Genomic DNA, 25,382 nt, shown 5'->3' with positions numbered 1-25,382 from the left:
GTGACAATTGTAGACGCTTTCGGTTCATCGAAAATCTTCGCTCGAGCCGCTTTTCGCTCAGTCATCGCCAGCGGCCCATCGGGTCCCTTCTCTAATGAGCCGTTGAACACCCTCATGGGTCAGAGACGGCGTGCTATGGCCGAGCGAGCTATAGAACACTCGACCGTCACCATAGGACTTGGTCCACACCACTGGCGTATCGGCGTGTTCGGGATGATCCATCCGCGCCAGTACTCGCACGGTGTCGTCGACGTCGACCACGTACGGTTCATCCCACACCGTGAGATGATCCATCGCAGCAGTGACGGGGTGGTGGTGGTCGACGATATGGATGTCTAGGGCAGCTTGTTCCGGGTGCGTGATGAAGTGGCCACCAATTAGCTCTCGCAGTTCCGGGAAGGGATTGTCGTGAGAATCGATAACGTCATCCGGATCGTCAGGTTCCGTGCTGGTCAGATCGGAAGCGCAATGGATGCCCACGTAGCCCCCTCCGTCCTCGACGAACGAGAGGAGTCCTTGGAGTTGCTCGTCGGTCAGGGAACTGTCCGTGAGGTAATCGACGATGACGTCGTATCCCGACAGGTCGACGAGATCATCCTTGTCGGTCGTGAGCTTCAAGGTGATCTGATCGTCGAATACGGCGGAAATCTCTGGGCCACGTGCCTCAAAGCGATGGAACGGAAAGCGGTTGCCACCAATTGCGAGTACTGATCGTGGTGCCATAGACTGAGATACGTTAGAAATGATAAATAATCTTGGATGTCCAAACTCGACTGATTTAGCTGTATATAGGCGCTAAGCCCCCACCCTCAACGGAGCGACCGAAGGGAGCGAAGTAGGGTGGGGATACAGCGTCCCCAGAAATCAAAGGTTTCTGGTGTGCGAACGAGACGCGGAGCGTCTCGTCAACGCCGCCATCATCTGTTCGCACATTGGTCTGTTGCAGCCCCACAGGCCCACGTTTACCGAAGCCGTTATACGTGTGACGTGCATGATGTGCATTACGGTGAAACGGAAGACAATCACCATTCGGGAGGACCAAGACGAGTGGATTGAGGATCAACACCTCAACCTCTCGTCGTTCGTCCGTGAGCAGTTGGACGAACTCATTGAGGAACGCGAGTAACAGATGTACTACGCCTACAAATACCGTCTCAAGCCGTCCGACACCCACCGCGAGGAGTTGGACCGCCACCGAGACATCTGTAGGCAACTGTACAACCACACGCTCTATCGCCTCAACGAGTACCAAGACGATCACGGCGAACTGCCGTCCATGACTACGCTTCGGTCGGAGCTCCCCGAGCTCAAGAAATGGTGGGACGGCCTCTCGGACTGTACTCGAAGGTTCTCCAAACCGTCGTAGAGCGTCTGTTCGACAACCTCAAAGCACTCTCCAAACTCAAAGAGAACGGATACGGCGTCGGTCAACTCAAATGGAAGCCGCCACGGGAGTTCCGCAGTTTCACGTACAGTCAGTCTGGCTTCAAGCTCGACAAGAAGGGCGGTCAGACTGTCCTATCGCTCTCGAAACTCGCGGACATACCAATTCGGCTTCACCGCGCCATCCCCGATGACGCCGAACTCAAGCAGGTCACGGTCAAGAAGGAACCGACGGGCGAGTGGTTCGCCACGTTTGGCGTCCAAATGGACCGTGAAATCTTAGAACCTCCCGAGAATCCCGAGAAGTGCGTCGGAATCGACGTGGGAATTCTCAAGTATGCCCACGACACGGATGGAACCGCCGTGGGGTCGCTCGATCTCTCCGACGAACGTGACCGCTTGGAGCGCGAGCAGCGGACGCTCTCACGCAAGCAACACGGGTCGAACAATTACGAAAAGCAACGACGGCGCGTCGCGGAGTATCACGCTGACCTGCGACGGAAACGCCGCGACTTCTTGCACAAACTCTCGGCGTACTACGCACAGGAGTACGATCTCGTGGCGGTCGAAGACCTGAACGTGAAGGGAATGATGGAATCGCCGTCGAACAGCCGTAACACGGCGTCTGCCGCGTGGCGAACGTTCCTCTCGTTGCTCGAATACAAGTGCAAGCGAGAGGGAACACACTTCGTGGCGGTCAACCCGAGAGGGACGACCAAGGAGTGCGCGTCGTGCGGCGTTTCGACCGACAAGCCGTTGTGGGTCCGTGAACACTCCTGTCCCGCCTGTGGTTTCGAGGCGGACAGAGATGCCAACGCGGCGTGGAACATCCTTTCTCGCGGCCTCGACAAAGTAGGAGTGGGACACTCCGAATCACCGCCTGTGGAGACTGCGCTCCCTGTGGATACGCCTGTATCTGCAAAGCGCGTCGTGGAAGCAGGAAGCCCTACCCTCAAGGAGCGAACGGCGTCAGCCGTGAGCGAGTAGGGTAGGGTAGTTCACCCAGTGCACTGCTCGCCGGGTTCGTCATGCTCGCGTTCGCCGTCCTGAGCCTGTTCGTCACGGTGTTCGTCGTGCTCGGCGCGACCGTCCTCGCCGGAACCGCGATCCTCGCCGGCGGCGTCGGGTTCGCGACGCCCGAAAACGACGCGTAACGTTCGCTAAACCGCATATTCTTCGGAGCAGTTGGGTATCGTTCGTCGACGGCGATCGTCGGCGATACCGCAGCGAAAGCGTGGCGCGTCTCGTCAGTCGTCCGCGATGGCGCGGTCGGCGAACTGCGGGAGCTCGTCGTCGAGCAGCGCCACGGTCGCCAGCCGGATCGCGTGGGGCCACCCGAGCGGCGTCGCGCTGTCGGGCGTCCCGTCGTCGAAGAACTGTTCGGGGAGGTAGCTCGTCGGCTCGCAGAGCGTCCCGCCGGGCGAGACGTGAGCGAGCAGCTCTCTGGCGCGCTCGGTCATCTCGGCCGCGCGCGGGTCGTCGCGGTCGGCGAGCAGGACGGCGAGCTCGGCGCAGGCGTTCGCACCCCACGCGGTCGAGACGGTCCACACCTTCTCCGAAAGCTGGCCGGCTCGCCGCCAGCCGTCGCCCTCGTACCGGACCAGTCCGGAAATCTCGTCGCTCTCGCGGGCGAGCCCGTCGACGACCGTCTCGACGTGCGAGACGAGTCGGTCGAGGCGCTCGGCGTCGACGGCGCCGGTCTCTTCCCCTCCATCGCCGGCACCGTCGCCGGCCACCTCGTCCCCTCCGAGCGCGTCGAACGAGCGGTGCGCGCTCGCCAGCGCCAGCGTCGAGGAGTCGAGCCGGTCGTCGATCGCGCCCTCGGGCGTCTCGCGGAGCGCGTAGCAGCCGCGTTCGGGGACCCACAGGTCGTCGAGCGCGTCGTACACCCGCGCCGCCTGATTCCGAGCGTGGCCGGCGAGGTCCTCGGGGAGCGCGGCGGGGTCGAGGTCTCCCTCCGCGTCGAGCGCGTCCGGGTCCAGACCGTCGCCGTGAAGCGCGAGCTCGCTGTACGCCTCCAGGAACGTCGCGGCCGTGTGCGCGAACCGGCCGACGCTGTCCTCCCACGCGTTCTGACAGACGACCGGGCGCCCGTCTTCTTCGAGCGTCTCGTCGAGCCCGGCGAGCGCGGCGACGAGGCTCTCGTCGATCCCCTCGGCGTCGACGCCCGCGGCGCGCGCCTGCGCGAGGTAGGCGATGACGCTGCCGGTCTGGTCGGCCTGGTAGTCCACGTCGGGACCGTCCTCGATGCGCGCGTTCGCCCAGCCCGGCGCGAGCGAGCCGTTTCGGGGCCACACCCGATGAGGCCACGATCCGTCGGGGCGCTGCGTGGCGACGTACATCTCGGCCGAGCGCGCGTGCCAGTCGCCGAGCCCGAGTCCAAGCCGGGCGTCAGCGCCGAGGAGGAACGTCGAGATCTCTGCGTCGTCGCGGAACCACGTGTAGCCGTAGCCGCCAGAGGTCGCGTAGAAGGGATCGAAGTCGGGACCGGCGATCCGGAGCCCGGACTCCGCGGAGAGCAGCGAGAGCACACGGAGGTCGGCGACGACCGACTCGCGGGACGGAACCGACTCGGGGACCGAGGGGATCGTCTCGCCCGCGGCCGCGGCGAGCGCGTCGGGAGAGTCGAGGTCCGCGAAGAGTTCGTCGAGCCGGACGCGGGCCGCCTCGCGCGTCGTCTCCTCGCGGTCTGTCAGCAGGGTACCGACCGTGGCCACGCCCTCCTCGAAGGGGGCGTCGACGACGACCTCGCCGGAGAGCCGCTCCTCCTCGTAGCGGTCGCCGCCGCGGTCGCGGGGGAGGTCGGTTGGCGTGTCGTCGAGCAGTTCGGGGAACGTCGCCGGGAGCTGGCCCCGCAGGTCGGTGAAGCCGGTGTCGCTCGCGAGGAAGTCGTGCTCGTCGTCGTGATACACTTCGACCGCGTCGTCGTACCGGAGCTGACCCACCCGGTCGTCGCGCCCGTCGGGCGCGAACCGGGCGTAGACGACGAGCGAGAGGTCGGCGGGGTCGACGTTCGCGTGCCCGTCGTCGCCCACGTCGATCGTCGCGCGCGTGAGGTGAGCGTCGCCGATCGTCGCGTCGTGACGGGTCACCGTTCCGTGATCCGTCTCGTGGACGGTCTCGATCAGGGTCGTGTCGCCGACGTAGCGCTGCTCGGTCGCGACCTCGTCGAGCCACGTGACGTCGCGGCCGACCGCGAGGCCGACGCGCGATCTGACGAGCCCCGTCAGCCCGGTCAGCGGGTAGCCGAAGTCGCGGATCTCGCCGCCGGCGTCGACGTGGACGAGCCGCCCGTCGCCCCCGGAAAACCGCCCGGTGACGGTCCGGCGTTCGCCGGGGAACCGGGTGGCGTGCCCGGTGTGCCGCTTGTAGTCGTCGAGCGCGTCGCGGAGTTGCATTACGCGGGTGAACGACCCCTCCGCGTATGAAGTTTGAGTGTAAGAGTTGTTCATGCGTTCGGAGAACGGAAACGCTCAAGCCGGGGCGCAATCGGGACCCCGTATGCACGAACCCGGGCCGCCGCGCGCGACGAGCGTCGGCGAATCCGTCGAGCTGGCTCCGCGGAGTCCCGACCCCGACGGCACCTACGAGTGGACGCTCCGCGACGCGCCGGCCGAGAGCGGTGGGGAGGGAGAAACGCTCGATTCCGGCCAGACGAGTCGCCCGGACGCGCCGGTCGTTCACCTCCGTCCCGACGCCCCCGGTACCTACGTCCTAACGCTCGACGCCCCGGACGGGACGCACCGCCAGCGCGTGCGCGCCTACCCCGACGAGCGGCGGTCGGTGGAACTCCGCGTCCCCGCCGCGGACCTCCCGGTCGACGACGGCGACGTGGACCGCGTCTCGCTGATGTGGCCCCACAACGACCGCCTGCTCGCCCGCGACCGCCCCGAGCGCGACGGCGGCGACTGGGTCTGTGAGGTCCGCGTCCCGCCCGGCCGCCACGGGTTCAGCTTCGTCGCCAACGACGACCCGGGAAACGGGCACCGCGACGAGGTGACCGTTTCGGGCCCGGGTCGACCGCGCGTCTCGATGTCGGCGGCGGTGGTCGAGGGGGAGGCGAGAGAGGGTGACGGGAGCGGCGACGCCGACGACCCGTCCGTCCGAATCACCGCCGACGCCGCGGCGCCGCCCGACCTCGACGACAGCGGTGATACCGGGCGGAACGGCGGCGAGTCGCCCGTCACCGTCGACTTCCTGGTCGACGACCGCGACGCGTCCCCCGAGACGGTCGCGCGGATCGAGTCGCTGGCGGCGGGCGACACACTCTCGGTCCCGGTCTCGGAGCTTCCCGCCGACCTCTCGGACGGGGTTCGGATCCACGCCGTCCCGCACGCGGACCGGTACGGCGCGGCTGAGACGGTGCGGATCGAGCGAGACGGGAGCGGGACCGCAGGGTCGGACGAGAGGGGATCAGTGACGATCGCTGACCCCCACGCGCCCCCCGAGTGGGCCGACTCGCCGGCGATCTACGAGGTCTTCGTCCGGTCGTTCGCGGGGGACACGCTCCCGACGACGTTCCGCGAGATCGAGCGCCGGGTCCCTTACGTCGAGAGTCTCGGCGTCGACGCGCTCTGGCTCACGCCCGTGCTCGCGTCGCCGACGGACCACGGCTACCACGTCACCGACTACCACGACACCGCCGCCGACCTCGGCTCGCGCGAGGCGTTCGAATCCTTGGTCGCGGCCTGCCACGAGGCGGGGATCCGGGTGATCTTCGATCTGGTGATCAACCACACCTCCCGCGATCACCCCGCCTTCCAGATGCACGCCGCAGGGGTCGACGAGTACGCCGACCACTACCGCCGGACCGACGGCGCCTTCGACGTGACCGACACGGACTGGGCGGAGCTCGCCGACGGTGACATGCCGGAGTACTACTTCAACTGGCGGCGGATCCCGAACCTCAACTTCGACAGCCCGGCGGTGCGCGCGTGGCTGCTAGACGTGGTCGACGAGTGGAGCGCGGTCGTCGACGGCTTCCGCGCCGACGTGGCGTGGGGCGTCCCGCACGGCTTCTGGAAGGAGGTCGCCGACCGCGTGCCCGACGATTTCCTCCTCCTCGACGAGACGCTCCCGCACGACCCCTTCTACGGCGAGGGGGAGTTCGACGTCCACTACGACACTTCGCTGTACCGCGCCCTCCGGAAGATCGGGGCGGGCGATGCGCCCGCGGACGCGATCGCGGACGCGTTCGCCCGCGCCGAGTGGCTCGGGTTCGACGACCCGAGCCGCCAGATGCGCTACGTCGAGAACCACGACGAGGAGCGCTACCTCGCGGAGTACGGCCGAGAGGCGCTGCAGGCGGCCGCCGCGACCGTCTTCACCCTTCCCGGCGCGCCGATGATCTACGCCGGACAGGAGCGCGGCAACGAGACGTATCGCGGACCGATACGCTGGCACGACGGCGACAACGCCCTCACCGACTTCCACCGCGACCTCGCCGCGCTCCGGAAGCGCGAACCGCTCCTCCGGGACGGCGCCGTCGACTTCGCGGGCCGCGCCGCCGACGTGTCGGTCGTCGACGGCGACCCCGAGCGCGTGACGGCGTACGAGCGGACGCCCGCGACTGACGGTTCGGAGGGCGATGGAGCGGTGGCCGATCCACTCCTCGTCGTCGTTAACTTCGCCGACACACCGGCAATCGTGACGGTTCCGCCGGAGTTCGAGACAGACCTGTTCGCGGGCGAGGCCGGGAGATCCGTCGATGAGAGAGTTGCGGTCGAAAGCGTCGTAGTCCTCCGGTAGCGCCGGCACGGGGCGATCCCACTGCCAGTTACGACCGGATCGCCGCGCTGGCGAGTCCGACCGGCCCGTCGCTGGAGCCGGTGGAGAGGCTGACCCGCCACCCCTCGTCGACGGAGTCGATCCGGACCGCCTCGTGGCGGCGGCCGGGTTCCGTCCGGCGGTACAGTTCGAGGACCAGCGGCAGCGTCGGGAACCGACCGTCGCGAGCCGTGAGCGCGTACTCTGACACCAGAACGGTCGCGCTCCCGGCCGCCGAGTCGGGATCGCAGGAGTACCCGTCGACGACGCCGGCCCCGGCGAGGCGGTCGAACGCGCCTGAAACGGGGTCGTCCGTAGGGACAGGCGTATCCGGTGAAACGGGCGAAACCCCCGCCGCCGCGGCCGAGAGCACCGAGGCCTGTTCGTCCGGTGTGAGCCGCCGATGGAGGGCCTCGGCCATCGCTTCGAGGAGGCACAGACAGAGGTCATCCGGATCGCCCACGCGCTCTGCGAGGTCGAAGTAGGCGTCCATCACCGCCGACTCGGCGTCGTCGTGACCGCCCGCGGACAACGCCTCGAACACCGCGGCCGCCGCCTCGTGGCAGAACTCGACGCGATCGCGCCCGCGGTCGTCGTCCCCGTCGCTCGGGGCTTCCGACCCGTCTCGGCCGTCCCGACCGCCGGCTTCCTCCACTGCCGCTACGGCCGGGTCGGAAAGGGTCCAATCGGTCGCCTCCGCGGCCGAGAACCGCCGCACGTCGTGTGCTTTGTCCCGATCTCCGGCGTCAGCCTCGGGTTCGGTCGCCGAATGGTCGTCCAAGAACTCCTGTCGAACGATCACGTCGTAGTACGGCAGCCGCGGGTCGTACCGGCGGAGCGCGTCGCGGTACTGCTCGGTGGCGCGCGCCGCGGCACGCGCGACGGCGCGGCTCTCGAACCGGAGCCCGGCCGCCGGGACCGGTCGGTCGCCGTACCGCGCGCAGACGAGTGAGTACTCGCCCGTGTCGCTCGCGAGCGATTCGATGTGGTCGCTGATCTCGAGTAGCGTCGTTCCGATCACGTGATGTCACCTCCGCGTGCGGCTCACTCCTCCAAGCTCGGATGCGTCTCCTGCGGGTCCGGGTGCAGCGCCGCGAACCGCTCCCGGATCGCCTCGCGCGATGCCTCCTCGCGCTCGCGTCGCTCGTCGTCGTCGATCTCTTCGCAGCCCGGCGGCACCTGCCGACCCCGGTCGGTGAAGTACCCGTCGGGCGCGACCCAGTCGTGGTAAAACCCGCGGTCGTCCTCCTCCAAGAGCGTCACGCCGACCTCCGCGCCGTGACCCGCGCACACCGCCGCTTGGTGCGGCTTCTCCGCGAGCCGCCCGGCCGCGTACAACCCGTCGACGCCGGTCCGCCCGCGCTCGTCGGTGTCGACGTACGACTTCCCGCGGTCGAGGATCCCGACTCCCTCGACGCCGTCGAGGTAGCCCACCTCGTTTTTCGTCGCCGCGACGACGTACCGGGTCCGGATCGGGTCACCGAGGTCGCCGGGGTCGTTGCGGTCGTTGCGGTCGTCTGCGTCGACCTCGACGACGAATCGGGCGTCGTCGCGCGCTTCGTCGCCCCCGGCCTGAGCGCCCTCGCCCTCATCGACCGCCGCGACGCGCGTCGCCCGGCCGTCGAGCCGGTCGGCACCCGCGGTCGCGGCCTGCTCTGCGAGGAGGTCGAGCAGGCGCCGGGCGTCCACGCCGAGCGGGAACCCGGGGAAGTTCTCCAAGTGCGCGTTCCGTCGGAGGAGCGACCCGCCGTCATCAATCACGAGCGTGTCGAGCCCCTGCCGGGCCGTGAACACGGCCGCCGAGAGGCCCGCGACGCCCCCGCCGACGACGACCACGTCGCGGGAGCGGCGCGAGTCGGCCTCGTCGTCCCCGGGCGTCTCGTCACCGCTCATCGGTCGATCCTCCGTTCGAGTCGCGAGTCGTCGTTTCCGTTCGCCATACCCGTCGGCGCGCGCGAGCCGTCGTAGTCGCTTCGGTCCCGAGCCGGGTCGGCTCCGGCCGGATCCGCGGCCTCGTCGGGGCGGGGGCGCCCGGCGCTCATCGCCGCACCCGAACCGGTCGCTCCGCCGCGATGAACGGCTCGTCGCGATCGGCCGCCGCGAACGCGAGGTGGCCGTCGGCGCCGCGCTCGACCCGCCACGTCGGGAGGGCCGGCACGTCGTACTCCGTCGGGTCGCCGAAGGCGGCCGCGACCGCCCACTCGCGGGCGCGCATCTACAGGTCCCCGTTGATGGCGTCCGCGACGCGCTGGCGGTCGAACAGCCGTTCGCCCTCGGGAATCTCCGGGTACGGTCCCGACTCGTACCGCGGCCACGCGCCGAACTCGTCGGGGTAGAGCTGTTTCGCCGTCATCTCGATCTGGAAGAGATTCAGGATCGGTCCCTGATACCGGGCGCCCTGCGGGTGGATGCGGTCGTTCCGAACCGCCGTGACCTCCGAGCCGACGGGGTCCTCCTCGAAGGCGGTCCGGCGCCCGGCCATGTCCGTTCCCGGCTCCATGCCGCCGAGGTAGAGGATGACGTCGGGGTCCGCCTCGAGGATCGTCTCGAAGTCGACGACGGTCCCGGACTCGACGCTCCCCTCGAACGCGTCGCGCGGCCCGAGCGGGCGCGTGTGCGACGTGAGGAAGCCGGGGTTGCTCAGGGTGTACGCGTAGATCTGTTCGATGTCGGCGGCGGCGATCATGACCGCGGTCGGACGCTCCTCCTCCGGCGGGAGCCGCTCGTCGATCGTCGACAGGAGGCCCTCGCGGACCTCCGCGAGCGCCTCGTAGCGCTCGTTCTCGTCGAACGCCCGGGCGACGATCTCGAACTGCTCCCAGAGCCCGTAGTACTCGTAGCCGTCGGCCCACTCGGGTGTCGGCTCCTGGTGGCGGTCGCTGAGGGAGTTGCCGAACCACGGCGAGACGTTCTCGGCGATCTCGTCGATATCCTCGCGCCCCCACCCCTCCAGTTGCGTCACCCACGCGGGGTCCGCGAGGTGAATGTCGCTGTCGAGGTCGTACAGCTTCTCCTTGTCCGGCTCCCACGAGGAGTAGAGTCCGGACCAGTCGAGCGAGACGCCCGGCAGGCGCTCGACGTACTGGTTCCAGAGCCCGTCGTAGTAGTCGGGCGCATGCAGCGCGGTGACATCGTCTCCCCGACCGAGCGCGAACGCCATGTCCGCGTGGTGGGTGAGCCGCGTGAACACCGTCTCCGGCGGCGACTCGAAGGTGACCGCTCCCGTCGGCGAGATCGACGCCGTGTAGCTCTCCTCGGCGTCGTCCTCGGTCTGTGACTCCTCCGAGTCGTCGTCGGTCGAGCTGTCGTCGGTCGAGCCGTTCTCGGTCGCGCCGTCGGCGGACGAATCGCCCTCGTCGCCGTCGCCGCCGCCGATGCAACCGGCGAGGAGGCCGCCGAGGGCGACGGCGCCGCCGTACGTGATCGTCTCCCTCCGCGTCGGCGTCTCGCGTTCGATCGTCCCGGTAGTATCGGTTGTCTCGTTTGAATCCATCGTCAGAACGCTCCGTTGATGATGTCCGCAACGCGCTGGCGGTCAAACAGCTCCGCGTCGCCGGTGACAGGACCGAACTCTTCCGGGTAGAGCTGCTTCGCGGCTCGTTCGGTCAAGAACAGGTTGTGAATCGGCCCCTGATTGAGGTAGCCACCGCGGTACACGCGGCCGTTCTGGACCGCCGTGAGTTCGCTCCCGACGGGGTGATCCTCCATGTACGCGAGGACGGTGTCACGGAACTCCGTCGGCGATTTGCGCTCGTGTCCGCGGACGAGAATCACGTCCGGGTCCAGTTCAAGCAGGTTCTCGTAGTCGAGTTCGCCGCGGTTAGTGGTGCTGAGGTTTTCGACGTCCGTTCCCGCGAGCGCGTCGGTCACGCCCAGATCGAGCCACTGCTTCTTGCTCGTCCCCTTGTCGACCAGTCGGTACGGCGAGAAGGTCTCGGGCTCGTCGGTTCCCTCGAACGTCAGGAACACGCTCGGTCGGTCGTCTGTCGGCGGAAGACGCGCTTGTGCGTCCGCGATGAACGACTCGTGGAACTCGGCGAACGCCTCGTAGCGCTCGCGCTCGTCGAACGCCGTCGCCACCCGCTCGAACGCCTCGTACAGCGTGTAGTACCGGTAGTCGTGCCAGCCGTCGGATCGCCGGAAGATCAGATTTCCGAAGAACGGGGCGACGTTGTCGCGGATCTCCGCGACATCGTCTTCCCCCCAGTCGAACCAGTTGACGAGCATCTGGGGGTCGTACAGGTGGATGTCGGCGTCGAGCTCGTAGAACTCCTCTTTCGTCCTGACCTGCGGGTGCGCCTCGATCGGGCTCCGATCGACGTCGACTCCGGGGAGCTCGTCGTAGACGTACGTGTAGTACCGGTCGGCGTTGCCGACGCCGGCCAGCCCGTCGCCTCTCCCCAGTGCGACGGCCATGTCCGCGAAGCCGCCGTCGTACGCGACCCACCGCTCCGGGACCGCTTCGAAAGTCACCTCGCCAACCGGCTCCATGGCGGCGGTGTACGAGACCCCGCCCGACTCTTCGCCCTCGGTGTCCGGTTCAGTTGAGGTCGTCGAGGCGGTGTCCGTGTCGTTGCCGCTCTCACCGATCTCGGTACCGTCACCGCTGTTACCGTCGGCGCTTCCCTCGGTGCAGCCGGCGAGGAGACCGCCGAGGGCGACGGCGCCGCCGTACTTTGCGAAGGCTCTGCGGGTCGGGTCGCCGCGTGTCGCGTCATCTCCACGCATATTTTTAGGCTAGCCTAAAACAATATAGTCGTTCCGGTTTTTAGGCATGCCTAAAATGTTCCACACAGATCGTCTACTAGCCGGAGCACGGTCAGCGGCGGTGATCTCCGAGCCCTCGACGCGCAGGCCGCGTGTCGGGCTACTCTGTGTCTTCGTGTCGCGCGCGGATCGGGGTCACCTGCGGCCCGCGCTCGGTGTCGACGACCTCGGCGTCGATCCGGAACACGTCCGCGAGCAGCTCCTCGGTGACGATCGCTTCGGGCGCCCCGCACGCTCGGATCTCGCCGTCCTTGAGCGCGACCATCCGGTCGGCGAGCCGGGCGGCCTGCTCGATATCGTGGAGCACGACGACGACGGTCACGTCGCTCTCGTCGCGTAGCGTCTCGATGATCTCCATCACTTCCATCTGGTGGTGGAGATCGAGGAACGTCGTCGGCTCGTCCAGCAGGAGCACGTCCGTGTCCTGCGCGAGCACCATCGCGATCCACGCCAGCTGCTTCTGCCCGCCGCTGAGGCTCCCGACCTCGCGGTCGCGCAGGTGGCCGCAGCCGGCCAGCTCGATCGCTTGCTCAACGGCGCGGGCGTCCTCCTCAGTGGTCTGCTCGAAGAACCCGCGGTGTGGATACCGACCGTGGTACACCAGCTCGTCGACGGAGATGCTGCTCGGCGACGTGCTCTCCTGCGAGAGCAGCCCGAGCTTCCGCGCGAGCGCCTTCGTGTCCATCGAGTGGACGTCCTGGCCGTCGACCAGCACGGAGCCGCCGTCCGGCGAGATCTGGTTCGCCAACCCCTTCAGCAGGGTGCTCTTCCCCGAGCCGTTCGGGCCGACGAGGGCAGTGACCGCGCCGGGCTCGGCCGCGAGCGACTCGCCGTCGATGACGGGCTCCGGGGCGTTCGGATACCCCAGCACGAGGTCCTCGCCGTCGAGGTCGCTCGCGTCTCCCCCGTCGTCCGCGCCGCCAGCCCCGATCGCTTCGTTCGTTCCGCCCGGTTCGTCCGTCTCCGTCGCGTTCGCGCGTTCCGTTGACATTTAGAGATCACCCATGCTCTGCTGTTTCCGCATCAGGTACAGGAAGTACGGGCCGCCGATCAGCCCGGTGACGATACCGACCGGGATCTGCGAGTCCGCGCCCGTGAGGACGCCCATCCCGAGCCGCGCGCCCACGTCGGCCGCGACCATCAGCGCCGGGCCGACGAACAGGCAGCCGACGATCACCCGCTTGTAGTCGCTGCCGACGAGGTTTCGAACCATGTGGGGGACGATCAGCCCCACGAAGCTGACGATGCCCGCTACCGCGATGCTGGCGGCCGCCGCCAACACGGCGACGCCGGAGAGCGCGAACCGCACCTTCTCGATCGACATCCCCAGCGACTTCGCCGTCTGCTCGCCGAGGAGGAGGAGGTTCAGCTGGCGCGAGCCCGCGAGCGACAACACCATTGCCACGATCGTCCACGGCAGCGCCATCCGGACCTGCTCCCAGTCGGTCCCCGTCAGCGACCCCGTCGTCCACTGGATCGCCGACTGGACGACGCCGATGTCGTCCGCGAAGAAGAACAGCCCCGTCTGGAGGCTGTTGAAGATGGTCCCGACGATCACGCCCGCGAGCACGAGTCGAACCGGGCTCGTCCCGTTCTTCCACGCGATCACGTAGACGATCAGGAACGCGACCGCGCCGCCGAGCGCCGCGATCAGCGGGAGGAACGCCGAGAGTCCCCCGAACACCACGAGCGTCAGCAGGATCATCAGCCCCGCGCCCGAGGAGACGCCGAGGATGAACGGGCTCGCTAACTCGTTTCGAGTGACTGCCTGGAAGATCGCCCCCGAGACGCCGAGGTTCATCCCGACGACGGCGGCGACCAACACCCGCGGGAGCCGGATGTTCCAGACGATGAGCGTCCCGTGTGCCAGCTCGGGCAGCTCTCCCTGAAAGCCCGTGATCGACCGCATCAACCCCTCGCCGACGAGGAAGTTCAGCAGCCAGCGGGGGTCAAGGAGGACCGCAGGGTCGAGGACGGCGCGCCACGCCTCCCCGACCGTCATCGAGTACGCGCCGAAACTCACCTGCACGAGCCCGCCGGCGACGACGACCGCGACGCTGGCGAGCGCGACCGTGACCAGCTTGGAGTCGAACAGCCATCCGAGCCGCCCCTCCGACGCCCGTCGCGCCGCGCTCTCGCCGGCGACCGACCGCCCGCCGCTCATCGCGCCCCCTCGGCGTACGCGGCGATCGCCTCGTCGTCCATCGCGTCGAGCAACGCCTCGGCGCCGTGAGCGTCGACGACGGCGTCAGGGTCGAGGTGGCCGGCGAGCGCGCGCCGGCCCTCAGTCGCCCGCGCCTCGGCCTCGTCGGCGTCGACGTACGCGGACAGCGCCTCGTCGATCGCCGCCTCGCGGACGCGGGCAAACCGCTCCGAGTCCGGGTCGACGCGGGCGTCGGCGTGGCGCTCGTCGAACCGCTCGATCCACCGCTCGCGGTCTCCCCACTCGTCCTCGCGCTCGGCCTCGCGGCGCACCCAGTCGACGCCCTCGGCCGCCGCGGGCCACCAGCCGTCCGCGATCCGCGCGTCCGTGATAAGCTGCCGAGCGACGCGGGCGCCGCGCCCGGCCGCCGTGATCGCCTGCTGGCTGGCCTCGGAGGGGGAGACGACGTAGAGCCCGTCGACCGGCGTCGTCCCGTCGGGGTCGGCGTACTCCCGGTCGAAGTGCTCGCGGACCTCGCCGCCGTGCTCGTGCGTCTCGAACATCGCCGCGTCGTCGTCGAGCCCCCGGAGGTACTCGCCGTCGTACCGGGTCGCCGCGATCACGCGGCGGGCGGTGACCGGCTCGCCCTCCTGCGGGGTGACGCGGAAGCGCGGCTCCGCCGCGTCGCCGTCCCGTCCTCCGACCGATTCGACCGATTCGACCAGATCGTCGACGAGTTCGGCGCCCGCCCGCTCGACGTGGTCGTGCAGGAGGTCGTAGAACGTCTCGACGTCGATCCCGGCCGGGAAGCCGAGGTAGTTGCCGAGGTGGGCGCATCGCGCGATCGACGACCGGCCGCGGTCGAAGACGGCGACGTCAACCCCCTCGCGGGCGAGGAAGACGGCGGCCGAGCAGCCGGCGGGGCCGCCGCCGACCACGACCGCGTCGTAGTCGACCGCCTTGGCGGTCCCCTCGCGGTCGGTTTCGTCGGTCTCCGCGCGGACTCTCTCGCCGGTCATTCTGCATCACCCGCGACGATCGCCGCGACCCGGTCGCGATCGAAGAGCCGCTCGGACTCGGGAATCTCCGGGTAGCCGTCGCCGAGCTCGTAGGCCGGCCACTCGCCGAACCGCTCGGGGAATAGCTGTTTTGCGGTCATCTCGATCTGGAAGAGGTTCATGATCGGCCCCTGAACCGGGTCGCCCGAGGGGTAGAACCGGTCGTTCTCGATCGCGGAGAGCTCGCCAGCGACGGGGTGGTCGGCGAGCTCCTCGCGGGTTCCCGCCACGTCGTAGTAGGACTCCATCCCGTACTGGTGGAGGATGACGTCGGGGTCGACCTCCAACAGCTGCTCATGGTCGTAGGCGGTCTCGTAGGTCACGTCGTCGGCGCCGAACGCGTCGGGCACGCCGAAGGGGCGCACGTGGGCGTTGGCGAATCCGGGCTCGTCGAGCCGCGAGGGGTAGTAGGTTCCGTCCATGTAGAGGAGGGTCCCGACCGTCGGGCGCTCCTCCTCCGGCGGGAGGTCCGCCTGCACCGTCTCGATCAGGTCGTCGCGGACCGCCGAGAGCGCCTCGTAGCGCTCCGGCTCCCGAAACGCGCCGGCGACGCGCTCGGCGATCTCCCAGAGTCCGTAGTACTCGTAGTCGTCGCGGCACGACTCCGGCGGCTCGGAGTTCCGGCGGCTGTACACGTTGCCGAACCACGGTCCGACGTTGTCGCGGATCTCCGCCACGTCGTCCTCGTCCCATCCCTCGAAAGAGGCGAACAGGCAGGGGTCCGCCAGGTGGAGGTCGGCGTCAAGCTCGTAGAGCAGCTCCCGGTCGACAGTGATCCCGTCGCCGGAGCCCGAGTTGAGCTGGCGGATCCCCTCCCGATCGAACTCGACGCCGTCGAGCTCGGCGTAGTAGGCGTCGAGCGTGTTCCCGCCGGCGTCCGCGTCGAAGCCGAGCGAGTTTACCGCGTCGCCGTGGCCGAACGCGACCGCCATGTCCGCGTACAGGAGGCTGTAGACCATGACGCTCTCGGGAACCGAATCGAGCGTCAGTTCGCCGACCGGCGCCATCTCGACGGAGTACGAGCCCGCAGGTCCGTCGTCGCCACCCGACTCTTCGTCGTCGGAGCCGCCGTCCGAGCCGGGATCGCCCGATCCGGCTCCGAGACATCCCGCGAGCAGTCCCGCCCCCGCAACCGCGCCGCCGTACCTGATTAGATCACGGCGCGTCGACGCATTTCGGTTCGCGTGCGTTCCCATACGGTTTAGGCCACCCTAAAGCATTAAATTGCTTTCGAATCTTAGGCAGACCTAAATCGGCGGATCGGAAAGTGGTATGCCTTCTGTGTGGCGAATTATCAAGCAGTCGATTAAATTCAATATATTAGATATAAACTCCGAATATCGCCCTTATAAGGCATTAAACACCGGTTTAGTGGAGTTTTAGGCCATACGAAAAAGTGTTTTCGTATTGATGGGTTATAAGTGGGTAGGGAGCGTACGAAGTAGTGTTATGAGCACGCAGAAGGAGACCCGACAGCGCGCCGGCACCGTCGAAGAGAACGCACTCAGGCTCGAACCGGAGAAGGCGGAGCAGATCATCGAGGCGCTGAACGTCGACCTCGCGGACGCGTACGTCCTCTACCACCAGCTTCACAAACACCACTGGAACGTCGAGGGCGCGGAGTTCCGCGACGTGCACGTGTTCCTCCAGGAGGTGTACGAGGACGTCGAGGCGGCCGCCGACGAACTCGCCGAACGACTGCAGGCGCTCGGCGGCGTCCCGCACGCCAGCATGACGACGCTCGCGGAGAACGCCACCGTCGAGTCGGAAGACGAGGACGTGTACGACATCCGCACGTCGCTGGAGAACGACCTAGAGATGATGGGCGACATCATCGAGAGCTACCGGCAGCACATCGAACTCGCGGAGGGGCTCGGCGACTACGCGACCGCGGAGATGCTCCGCGAGCAGTTGGAGGGCATCGAAGAGCACACGCACCACATCGAGCACTACCTCGAAGACGACACGCTCGTCGTCGAGTCCGCGACGAACTGAAGCAGAAACGGCGGACAGCTCAGCGAACGTCCGGCGCCGTCTGGTCGGTCCGACCCGGCAGCGCCACTTCGATCTCTAACTCCGGTTCGCCGACGCCCTCGTAGTCGACTTCGAGTTCCACCGGCTCGCCGAACGCGAAGGGAAGCTCCCACTCGTCCGTCTCGATCCGAAGGTCGTCGCCGTCGCGGAGTTGCTTCCCGAGCGCGATCAGGAACTCGCCGGCCTCGCTCGCGTCGACGCGGTACTCCCGTTCGAAGTTCCGACCGGCGATCACCGTCCGGTCGTCGCCGGTCGACGACGCCGACTCGCCCGGAGCGGATCCGTCCGTCATCTCACCGAGTCACGTCGACGACGTGGTCGCTCGCGATCCACCCGTCCGTGTTCTCGGACTCCATGAACACGGATCGTCCGGGACATCCCTCACAGACGGTGACAGACGGGGTCTGTTCGGATTCCGATTCGCGACGGGAGTCGGTGCGGGACCGGGCGCCTGCTGACATTGAGAGCCTTTAGGCAAACCTAAAGTAAAAAGGATGCGGTCGGCGCCGCGAGTCACTCCGCGCGCGTCGGTGAGGCGCCGAGGTCGTCGAGGTGCGCCTCGGTATCTATCTCAGCGTCTTCGAACAACAGGTGAGTAAGCCGCTCAGCGACCGCGGGGCTGACCAGTCCGGCCATCTCCATCGCCTCGCACTCGTACGCGTCGAGGTCGAGCACGTCGCGGAAGAACCACGAGAGCGCGACGTACGTCTCGTGGAGATCGGCCGCACGCTCCCGGCCGGCGTCGGTGAGCGTCGCCCCCTCGTACGGCTCGCGAGCCACGAGTCCGTCGGTCGCGAGGCGCTTGAGCATCTCCGTCGTCGCCGCCGGGGAGCGGTCGAGCATCTCGGCGATCCGGCCGGGCGAGACCGGCGGCGACGCTCGGTGTTCCGCGATGTACAGCGCGAGGAGGTACCGGGCCGTCCGCGTGGGCCCCGGTTCGCCGACGTGCGCCATATTTTTAGGCTGCCCTAAAAATATAAAATGGTTACGAATCCGGAGCAGCGCTGCCGCGACAGGTCGCAGAACGGGCGGGAGCACACCCGGTGTCGATGATTCTGTGCGATTCGATATAGCCGAGTGTGGTTTATTCTACTCCGAACGCCCGGATCGTGGTAAACGAGTCGTCGACGATCGCGGCGGCAATTCCCTCGATATCGGCGTCGCGCGGCACCTCGTGGGGGTACTTCCGCCCGAAGTACCGCAGGAGATTCTCCACGTCGCGTTCGAGGAATTCCCGGGCGTTCTCGTGGTCGACGGGGACTGCCTGCGGCCAGTCGAAGATCGTGATCCCGCTTTCCGCGACCGCGACGTTGTGCTCGGACATGTCCGCGTGGATCCACCCGAGATCGTAGGCGGTCACCAGCTCACGGAGGACCAGGTCGAGGACGCCGATCGCCTGCTCGGGCTCGAGTTTCGCGCGCGCGAGTTCGACGCCCTCGAACTTGTCCATCACGATGGCGTGGCGGTTGTGATCGACCGGGCGCGGCACCGACACGTCGGGGTACAGCGCCTCCATCGCCTCGAACTCCCGTTCGGCCGCCTTGCGCGCGGTGTACAGCCACGAGACGTGGTCCCGATCGGCGGTGTACTCGCGCTCGCGGTTCACCTCGCGGAAATTGGTGTACCCCTCGCGGTGGTACTTCAAGGCGAGCGGCTTGAACGACTGCGCCTCATAAACGTCTCCCTCCTTGCCGAACCCCAGGGGTGAGCCCACGCCGTCGATGGTCTCGCGCTCGGAGAAGGTACGGAGCGCCAGGGCGTCGTACCCCTCGAAGGTGAGCTGGTACCCCTCGTACTGGATCGTCTTCCGTTCGATCAGCTCGCGGTCGAGACACCGGTCGATCCGGTAGTCGACTTCCTCGCGCGTCAGGTCGGCGTAGTCGGGGATCTTGTCCCGGCGGACCCACTCGGAGAAGCGCATCCCCTGCTCGACGCCCGAGAGGAGATAGAAGTCCTCGGGATCGAGCTCGGCCATGTCGCCGGCGACGTTTCGAACCATGCGTGCCCCTACTCCGGGGATTCGTAAAAGGGACGCGCGTTCGACGAACGGAGGTATAAATCGGATAACGCGATAGGAAATTGATCGGTTGGCGTCCACGTCAGTCTTCTCGTAGTGCTTGTCGCCGCGAACACGTACGACGGCATCCGCGCACACCGCCGCGAACACAGCGGCGAGACCGTCGACGTGAAACCAAGACGAGTCGGTCTCGACGCGAGCGTCCGCCGAGAGGGGATCCATCGCCGCCACCCACCGGATCGCGGGCGCGAACCGCAGTCGATCGGCTCGCTCCGTCAATGTGTTTCAAACCGGCGCGGTACGACGATTCCCAGATCGTGAACACGGAACAGACTCGTTTCACGGCCGTCAAACGACGGTTGGCGGGGACGAAATTCGCACCTCGTTTTAATCACCCCCGTCGACTATGGAGCGATACCGTGTCCCCGATTCCGCCTTGGATCGACGAACGGATCGATCGGAACCTCGACAACACGCTCACGCAGGAGCACGTCGTCGAGACGATGGTCGACTCCGATCGGCCGTTCTTCTCGATCCGCCAGCTCCACGCGCGCATCAAGCCCGACGTCAGTCGGGCCACGGTTCGGAACCGGCTCCGGGAGCTACAGGAGATCGACGTCGTCGCGACGGAGACGTATCCCGACTCGATCACCCTGTACTACCTCAACCACCCGGAGTCGGACTGGCCGCTGTCGCCCGAAGGCAAACGCGCGCTCAATGCGGATACCCCGCTGGATCGGCTCTCCACCCGCGGATTCCTCACGCTCTCGGACACGGCAGGAATCCGCACCCTCGTACTCGCTGGCTTCCAGTTGAGCCTCGTGCTGCTCGCGCTCGGCGGCGTCCTCACGGTAGTCGGTGCCGACGTAAGCGGCACCCAGAGCGACATCGTGCTCTGGGACACCGCGTTCGACCTGCTGTTCGTGAGCGTACTGCTGCTCGCCGCCGAACGAACGGTTCGCTGGGCTCGCGACAGATACGGCCCGCTGAACCTCCTGCCGTCGGCGTGACCGAAACTGCGGACCATATCCCCACCCATTCATGACCTCCACACCCGCTGCATCCGGACCCGAACTGCTCGACGAACGCTCGCTCGGCGGAATCCTCGTCCACTTCCTCGCGATTCCGACCGGCGTCGCCGGAGCGGGGATCGTGTACCTCCTCGCCACGAACGAGTTCACGAAGCGAAACGCTCGCAACGCCCTCGACTGGCATCTCACCGTGCTGGCACTGACGGTCGTCACCTTCGGCTCGCTGTTCACCTACGCGGAGCTCACCGGACAGGGCGCCACCGACGTCGCCGCCCTCTCGTCTCTCGTCTCGCTTCCCTCGTCTGTCTCGTCGGGCGTTTCGGCGGTCGCCGGCCTCGCGATTCCCGCGCTGCTCTCGCTCTGGTTCGCCGTCGGGTTGTGGACGTTCGTCGTCGGGTTCGTCGCGATGGGGAAAGCGATCTTCGGTACGGCGTGGCGCTATCCGTTGACCCCGGCGCTCGTCAACCGGTACGGGCCCCGGGTCGACTTCCGCGATCGGTGCCCCCTCGTCGTCCTCGCGTACGTCGTTCTGCTGCCGTTCGTCCTCTGGGGCGTGTTCGTCGGCCCGACAGACGGTGCCGCGTTCTTCCTGTTCGCATTCGGACTGCTCGGTCTGGTCATGTTCCTGACCCCGTTGACGGCGGTCGCGATGTATATTCACGGCGAGCGAGATCGATCGCCGGACGCCGACTGGCGGCCGCACGTGATCGCGTACGTCGGCGTCCCGGTCCTCGTCGCTACTGTCGGGTACGCGATCTCGCGGGTCTTTACCGAGTCGGTGTATCCCCCGGGTGACGCGATGTACGCGTTTCTCGCCGCGTTCTGGGTGTCGTCCGTCGTGTACGTGATCCGGTGGCAGACGACGGCGTCGAATTGACTTCCCTCACGCTCGGAGACGGAGGCCCCAACGGATTTGTGCGTTCTTTGAAAGGAATTAAACCCGTACCGAACTCACGGCAGGCGTATGCCCTCCATGAGCGCTTCGGTAGACCGGCTGGATCCGCCGTGGGCCGTCCGTCCGATCGTTCGCCGGTATCATCGCGTCGAACGCACGGTCAGTTGGGTGCTCGCGCTGTCGGTCGTCGCCGTCGCCCTGATCGCGATCCGCTCGTTACCGTTCTACGTCGGCGTCATCGCTGCACTCGGCGTCCTCGCGCTCGTCCGAGTGCCGCTCGTTCGCCGACGGGGGGACGCGAGGCTCGAAACCGACGCCGACCCCGACACGGTTCGCGCCGAGTTCGGGAGCAAACGGCCGCCGGTGCTCATCTTCCAGTGGGGGCTCGTCGAGACCGACGACGTGACCGTCGACGACGAGGCCGTGGAGTACGATATCTCGTACCTGTTCGGGCTTCGATCGGTGACGATGCGGGTGGAACCTACCGACCGCTTGCCGGACGAATCGGGCTCCGACAGATCGAGTGCTGTCGACGAACTGGAACTCGTCGTCACGGTCGATGGGAACCGCTGGGCGGCCTACACGGTCCGGATTCGGGAACGTGAAGAACGAACAGTCGTCGACGTGGCGTGGACGACCGACCATCGAGTCGACGTGCGCCAACTCGTTCAGGGACTCGTCGCCCGCCGGTACTACCCGGAGGCGCTCGCCGCGCTCGGGTACGAGACGGTGATGCGGGACGTGTCGTGGTCGCTGTGACGCCGAGTCATCCGAGGCGGTAGCCGCGAACGCGGTTCCGTGCGACGTACATCGAACCGACACCGACGAGACACGCGAGGACGGTCGAAACGACCGTCCCGCCGAGACCGACCGCGAGACGGTCGATGCCGACGAACGAGGCGAGCGCGTGGCCGGCGATGCCGGAGTGAGCGATGGCGGTCGGGAGCGCCACGACGAGCACCGCGACCGAGTAGACGGCGAACGCGAAGACGCTCGGAACGATCGCTTTCGTGCTTCGAGAGACGTTGACCGCCTCGAAGCGCGGGAACCCGACGCCGATCCCGGTCGCGATCGCACCCGACGCGATCGACAGGACGAGCGCCGACACGCAGAGGCTCGCGACAAGCGGCACCGAATGCGGGCTCAGGATCCCCGCGATAGCGGTCGCCGCGACGGTCACCGGCGCTATCAGGAGGGCACCGCTAACGACGTGTCCGACGACCAACGAGCGCTCGGGCGCCTCCGAGAGCAACGTGACGGGGAGCGCCGCGCCCTCCTGTCCCACCACGTTGAGCGCGAACAGCGACCCGGCGACCCACGTGCCGCTTATCACGATCCACAGCGGAAGACTCGTTCCGATCTCGCCCGTCTGGACAGCGGTGACGACCGGACTGGCGAGGACGATCAGCGGGTACAACGCGAACGAGAGGGACACCGGGGACCGGCGAGCGCGCTTCCAGTCGACCGCGACGACGCCGAAGACCGGCTGAGGGAGGACCCGTGAGAGCCCGCCGAACCACGGAGATCCGTCGTCCGACCGCTCGATCTCATGGGTGACGTGAACGCCGTCGGCGTACCAGAGCCACTCCGCGAGTCGGGACAGGGACACGATCGCTGCGACGACGAAGGCGCCCGCGAACCCCACCGCACCGATCGCTCTGAGCGGCGACGCCCCGATGCCGAGCCCCATCGCGGCGAGATCGCCGAACCAGTCGATCGGCGTCGGCGCGAGGGCTCGATAGAGCGGCTCTAAGACCGACGCGAACGCGTTCGTGAAGATCAGCGCGACGTATCCGATCCCGAGCAGCGCGAGAAACAGCGTTCGGAGGCGACTGAGGAGCCGCGATCGAACGCCGGCGTTCCGCACGCCCAGCGCGATGATGAAGCCGGCCGGGATCCCGGTCGCGAGGAGGAGACACAACGTGAGCAACAGGGCGGGGATCGTGAGCGGCGAGCCGGCGCCGACGGCGAACGCGACCGCGGCGGCGCTTCCGACCGTGACGAAGAACGCGGACCAGAGCGCGAGTTCGGTGAGAAGGAGGCCGCCGATCACGTCCCGGTGTGAGACCGTCGTCAGCAAGCCGTCGAGGTTGTCGGGGCGGAGCGCGACGGCGTACGCGCGATATCCGCCGAACCCGACCACGAATATCCACCCGTAGACGAACGCCATCCGCGCCCATTCGATGAGCGGTTCGGTCTCGCTTCCGGCGACGAACCCCCCGGCGAGGTACGCCCCGAACACGCCGCCGAGCGAGAACGGAAGCAGCATGAGGGACGCGAACCCCAGCGCCAACAGCTGCGTCGTGTTCCCCTTCATCGTCCGCCAGCGACGCCGGAGTTCGGTCCGGGCGACGAGCCGCGGACGTTTCGCCCGCGTCATCGGTCCTCGGCCCGCGTACTGTCCTCGGCCCGTGTGTTCGAGGTCGTCGAATCGGCACCGCCGGCGTTCCCGGAAGCCGATTCGGGAGCGGCCGGTCCGCGTTCGGCGGTGACCGAGAGGAACACGTCCTCCAGCGTCGTCCCCTCCTCGGCCTCCATCCGCGCGGTCAGCTCCGCGGGCGAGCCCTCGGCGACGAGGTCGCCCTCGTAGAGGACGCCGACGGCGTCCGCGAGCTCCTCGACGACCGAGAGGATGTGCGTCGAGAGGAACACCGTGTGGCCGTCGTCGGTCAGTTCGGCGATGACGTCGAGGACGGTCCGAGCCGCCCGGGGGTCCAGCCCGCTCGTCGGCTCGTCGAGGAACACCACGTCGGGCTCGTGTAATAAGGCTTGAATCAGCCCGACCTTCTGGCGCATCCCCTTGGAGTAATCGTCGATCCGCTTGTCGGCGTCGTCGGTGAGATCGAATCGATCCAACCAGTCCGCGATCCGAGACTCGGTCTCGGCGGCGGGAAGGTCGCGAAGCCGACCGAAGTACTCGAGCTGTTCGCGTCCCGTGAGCTCGTCGAAGACCGGCGGTTCCTCGGGGAGGTAACCGATCGACGCCCTGATCGCGTCGCGGTCCGAGACGGGGTTCCCGTCGATCCACGCCGCGCCGTCCGTCGGCCGCGTCAGCGACGTCAGCATCCGCATCGTCGTCGTCTTTCCGGCGCCGTTCGGTCCGAGAAAGCCGTACACCGTGCCGCGGTCGACGGTGAGGTCGAGCCCGTCGACGGCGGTCTCGGTTCCGAATCGTTTCGTCAGCTCTCGCGTCTCGATGGCGTGCGTGTCTCGTGTCATCGGAAGGGGTGAACGGAGTGAATGGCCGGTCTCGTACTGCGGTCGGTCATAGGACGATACCTCCGACGCCGACTCCGACGAAAACCAACGCGATCACCGTCGGAAACAGCGCCTTCCGGAAACGCGCGATCGCGAACCCCCTCGGCGAGCGATCGGTGACGACGAGATCGCCCGCGAGGACGACCTCGTTCTGCCGCCGTTCCGTGGCTCCCGCGACGAGGTACTCCTCGCCGGGATCGATCCGGCGTTCGACGTAGCGCCGCGTGCCGAGCCCCGGAATCATCCGTACCCATCTCGCGACCGGTTCGAGTTCGTCTCGCACGTCGACGAATCGTTGAATACGCTCTGGCGGCGTTTCACCGGCACCGACCGTGATGGTCGTCGATTCCGTGTCGAGCGCGAATCGTTTGGCGGACGGGACGGCGGTGAGGGTGCCATCCGGACTGTCGAGAGTGAACGGGCGCGTCGCCACGCCGTCGTCGAGATGAGCCTGAAACCACGGAATCCCGACCCCGAACGGTTGTCGTTCGGTAACTTCGAACTCGAAACCGAGGCACCGCGATCCCGTGAACGGAGCCGAAAGGGTCTCACTCGATTCGTTTGCAACGCCGCGGCAGGCGACGAAGGACCCAGCCTCCGTCACCTCGCTCGGGTCCCGTACGGTGGCACGGAGGAGGCTGGGAACGACCGCGAGCGGGCGGAGCCCGTACCAGCCGATCGCGAGACCGAGAGCGACGAAACCAGTTCCGGCGACGGTGTACAGCATCAGTCGGAGAGGGACGGACCGTCGAGCTCATCGGCGCCGACGCCGACCGCGAGCACCGCGCTTGCTGCCGCAGAGCCGGCGCCGACATCTGACCGATCCGTGCCGGGCAGTCGTCCGGGCCGTAGCGTACACGTACGATGGAAGGACTCTGTGAGGGGGGACCTCATACGTGGCCGTTCCACGGGCGAGTGCAAAGAATTTGCGCCGACCGCGGTTCGTGTGGGATCGTCGAACGCAACCGCTTTCGGACGGGACGCCGACGTGAGACGTATGCACGCGGACGGGAACCGATCGCGAAGCGGA

General features: G+C 67.5%; 26 protein-coding genes and 1 pseudogene. 7 read left to right on the top strand and 20 right to left on the bottom strand.

The window, feature by feature from the left end; translation table 11 throughout:
- Positions 1–57: 57 nt before the first annotated feature.
- A complete protein-coding gene (locus tag ACP96_RS08250) occupies positions 58–723 on the bottom strand; it encodes a ThuA domain-containing protein (RefSeq protein ID WP_050027096.1) in 666 nt (221 codons plus the stop codon).
- A 406-nt stretch (positions 724–1,129) separates the two neighbouring features.
- Between ACP96_RS08250 and ACP96_RS08245 the strand changes: the two are divergent.
- A pseudogene (locus tag ACP96_RS08245) lies at positions 1,130–2,370 on the top strand (RNA-guided endonuclease InsQ/TnpB family protein).
- Positions 2,371–2,411: 41 nt separating this feature from the next.
- Entirely contained in the window at positions 2,412–2,537 is a 126-nt protein-coding gene (locus ACP96_RS19725) for a hypothetical protein (RefSeq protein ID WP_268762316.1), read from the top strand.
- Between the two features lie 93 nt (positions 2,538–2,630).
- On the opposite strand, the gene ACP96_RS08240 is transcribed toward ACP96_RS19725, so the two are convergent.
- Positions 2,631–4,781, bottom strand: a complete 2,151-nt coding sequence (locus ACP96_RS08240; protein ID WP_050032966.1) for a hypothetical protein — start codon at positions 4,779–4,781, stop codon at positions 2,631–2,633.
- 103 nt (positions 4,782–4,884) lie between these two features.
- Here ACP96_RS08240 and ACP96_RS08235 point away from each other — a divergent pair, with 103 nt between their 5' ends.
- Positions 4,885–7,131 carry an alpha-amylase family glycosyl hydrolase gene (locus ACP96_RS08235; RefSeq protein ID WP_050032965.1) on the top strand — a complete coding sequence of 749 codons (2,247 nt, stop codon included), beginning with the start codon at positions 4,885–4,887 and terminating at the stop codon, positions 7,129–7,131.
- A 28-nt stretch (positions 7,132–7,159) separates the two neighbouring features.
- Here the strand turns inward: ACP96_RS08235 and ACP96_RS08230 are convergent, their stop codons facing one another.
- From ACP96_RS08230 to ACP96_RS08195, 10 genes are all read right to left on the bottom strand, one after another.
- Positions 7,160–8,170, bottom strand: coding sequence for a DUF7551 domain-containing protein (locus ACP96_RS08230; RefSeq protein ID WP_050032964.1), 1,011 nt, complete (start codon positions 8,168–8,170; stop codon positions 7,160–7,162).
- A gap of 23 nt (positions 8,171–8,193) precedes the next feature.
- A complete protein-coding gene (locus tag ACP96_RS08225) occupies positions 8,194–9,042 on the bottom strand; it encodes an FAD-dependent oxidoreductase (RefSeq protein ID WP_050032963.1) in 849 nt (282 codons plus the stop codon).
- On the bottom strand, positions 9,039–9,191 hold the full coding sequence (locus ACP96_RS18600) for a hypothetical protein (protein WP_154020436.1): 153 nt from the start codon (positions 9,189–9,191) through the stop codon (positions 9,039–9,041). Before ACP96_RS18600 ends, ACP96_RS08225 begins: the two co-directional genes overlap by 4 nt.
- Complete coding sequence (locus tag ACP96_RS19185; RefSeq protein ID WP_202593927.1) at positions 9,188–9,364, bottom strand: hypothetical protein; 177 nt, start codon at positions 9,362–9,364, stop codon at positions 9,188–9,190. The genes ACP96_RS18600 and ACP96_RS19185 overlap by 4 nt, the downstream gene beginning before the upstream one ends.
- Positions 9,365–10,642, bottom strand: a complete 1,278-nt coding sequence (locus ACP96_RS08220) for an ABC transporter substrate-binding protein (protein ID WP_050032962.1) — start codon at positions 10,640–10,642, stop codon at positions 9,365–9,367.
- A gap of 2 nt (positions 10,643–10,644) precedes the next feature.
- On the bottom strand, positions 10,645–11,877 hold the full coding sequence (locus ACP96_RS08215) for an ABC transporter substrate-binding protein (protein WP_050032961.1): 1,233 nt from the start codon (positions 11,875–11,877) through the stop codon (positions 10,645–10,647).
- Positions 11,878–12,016: 139 nt separating this feature from the next.
- Positions 12,017–12,907: an ABC transporter ATP-binding protein gene (locus tag ACP96_RS08210; protein ID WP_050026930.1), complete on the bottom strand. Its 891-nt coding sequence runs from the start codon at positions 12,905–12,907 to the stop codon at positions 12,017–12,019.
- Entirely contained in the window at positions 12,908–14,080 is a 1,173-nt protein-coding gene (locus ACP96_RS08205; RefSeq protein WP_050032960.1) for a FecCD family ABC transporter permease, read from the bottom strand.
- Positions 14,077–15,078, bottom strand: a complete 1,002-nt coding sequence (locus tag ACP96_RS08200; RefSeq protein WP_050032959.1) for an NAD(P)/FAD-dependent oxidoreductase — start codon at positions 15,076–15,078, stop codon at positions 14,077–14,079. The genes ACP96_RS08205 and ACP96_RS08200 overlap by 4 nt, the downstream gene beginning before the upstream one ends.
- Positions 15,075–16,313: an ABC transporter substrate-binding protein gene (locus ACP96_RS08195; protein ID WP_050032958.1), complete on the bottom strand. Its 1,239-nt coding sequence runs from the start codon at positions 16,311–16,313 to the stop codon at positions 15,075–15,077. Before ACP96_RS08195 ends, ACP96_RS08200 begins: the two co-directional genes overlap by 4 nt.
- Positions 16,314–16,566: 253 nt before the next feature.
- On the opposite strand from ACP96_RS08195, the gene dpsA reads away from it, so the two are divergent.
- Positions 16,567–17,112 carry a DNA starvation/stationary phase protection protein DpsA gene (gene dpsA, locus ACP96_RS08190; protein ID WP_050025063.1) on the top strand — a complete coding sequence of 182 codons (546 nt, stop codon included), beginning with the start codon at positions 16,567–16,569 and terminating at the stop codon, positions 17,110–17,112.
- A gap of 19 nt (positions 17,113–17,131) precedes the next feature.
- Here the strand turns inward: dpsA and ACP96_RS08185 are convergent, their stop codons facing one another.
- The 4 genes from ACP96_RS08185 to ACP96_RS08175 all read right to left on the bottom strand — a co-directional run bounded on the left by ACP96_RS08185 (position 17,132) and on the right by ACP96_RS08175 (position 19,150).
- Entirely contained in the window at positions 17,132–17,443 is a 312-nt protein-coding gene (locus tag ACP96_RS08185; RefSeq protein ID WP_050025060.1) for an amphi-Trp domain-containing protein, read from the bottom strand.
- Between the two features lies 1 nt (position 17,444).
- Complete coding sequence (locus tag ACP96_RS19180; RefSeq protein ID WP_200895688.1) at positions 17,445–17,612, bottom strand: hypothetical protein; 168 nt, start codon at positions 17,610–17,612, stop codon at positions 17,445–17,447.
- A 52-nt stretch (positions 17,613–17,664) separates the two neighbouring features.
- Positions 17,665–18,105: a metal-dependent transcriptional regulator gene (locus tag ACP96_RS08180; protein WP_050032957.1), complete on the bottom strand. Its 441-nt coding sequence runs from the start codon at positions 18,103–18,105 to the stop codon at positions 17,665–17,667.
- Positions 18,106–18,235: 130 nt separating this feature from the next.
- Entirely contained in the window at positions 18,236–19,150 is a 915-nt protein-coding gene (locus tag ACP96_RS08175; RefSeq protein ID WP_050032956.1) for a serine/threonine-protein kinase RIO2, read from the bottom strand.
- Between the two features lie 437 nt (positions 19,151–19,587).
- On the opposite strand from ACP96_RS08175, the gene ACP96_RS08170 reads away from it, so the two are divergent.
- From ACP96_RS08170 to ACP96_RS08160, 3 genes are all read left to right on the top strand, one after another.
- The gene (locus ACP96_RS08170) at positions 19,588–20,178 is read left to right on the top strand and encodes a hypothetical protein (protein WP_050025054.1); all 591 of its coding nucleotides are present in this window, start codon (positions 19,588–19,590) and stop codon (positions 20,176–20,178) included.
- Positions 20,179–20,209: 31 nt separating this feature from the next.
- On the top strand, positions 20,210–21,076 hold the full coding sequence (locus tag ACP96_RS08165) for a DUF4870 domain-containing protein (protein WP_050032955.1): 867 nt from the start codon (positions 20,210–20,212) through the stop codon (positions 21,074–21,076).
- Positions 21,077–21,172: 96 nt separating this feature from the next.
- Positions 21,173–21,853: a hypothetical protein gene (locus ACP96_RS08160; RefSeq protein ID WP_050025048.1), complete on the top strand. Its 681-nt coding sequence runs from the start codon at positions 21,173–21,175 to the stop codon at positions 21,851–21,853.
- Positions 21,854–21,860: 7 nt separating this feature from the next.
- On the opposite strand, the gene ACP96_RS08155 is transcribed toward ACP96_RS08160, so the two are convergent.
- From ACP96_RS08155 to ACP96_RS18595, 4 genes are read right to left on the bottom strand one after another with little or no spacing between them, the layout of a single operon-like run.
- The gene (locus ACP96_RS08155; protein WP_050032954.1) at positions 21,861–23,474 is read right to left on the bottom strand and encodes a hypothetical protein; all 1,614 of its coding nucleotides are present in this window, start codon (positions 23,472–23,474) and stop codon (positions 21,861–21,863) included.
- Positions 23,471–24,313, bottom strand: a complete 843-nt coding sequence (locus tag ACP96_RS08150; protein ID WP_050032953.1) for an ABC transporter ATP-binding protein — start codon at positions 24,311–24,313, stop codon at positions 23,471–23,473. Before ACP96_RS08150 ends, ACP96_RS08155 begins: the two co-directional genes overlap by 4 nt.
- A gap of 46 nt (positions 24,314–24,359) precedes the next feature.
- A complete protein-coding gene (locus ACP96_RS08145; RefSeq protein ID WP_050025044.1) occupies positions 24,360–25,079 on the bottom strand; it encodes a hypothetical protein in 720 nt (239 codons plus the stop codon).
- Complete coding sequence (locus ACP96_RS18595) at positions 25,079–25,246, bottom strand: hypothetical protein (protein ID WP_154020435.1); 168 nt, start codon at positions 25,244–25,246, stop codon at positions 25,079–25,081. Before ACP96_RS18595 ends, ACP96_RS08145 begins: the two co-directional genes overlap by 1 nt.
- Between the last annotated feature and the right edge of the window lie 136 nt (positions 25,247–25,382).

Origin of the sequence: Halorubrum halophilum (genome assembly GCF_000739595.1) — an archaeon.
Taxonomy (GTDB): domain Archaea; phylum Halobacteriota; class Halobacteria; order Halobacteriales; family Haloferacaceae; genus Halorubrum; species Halorubrum halophilum.
This window is presented reverse-complemented; position numbering and strand designations above follow the sequence as displayed.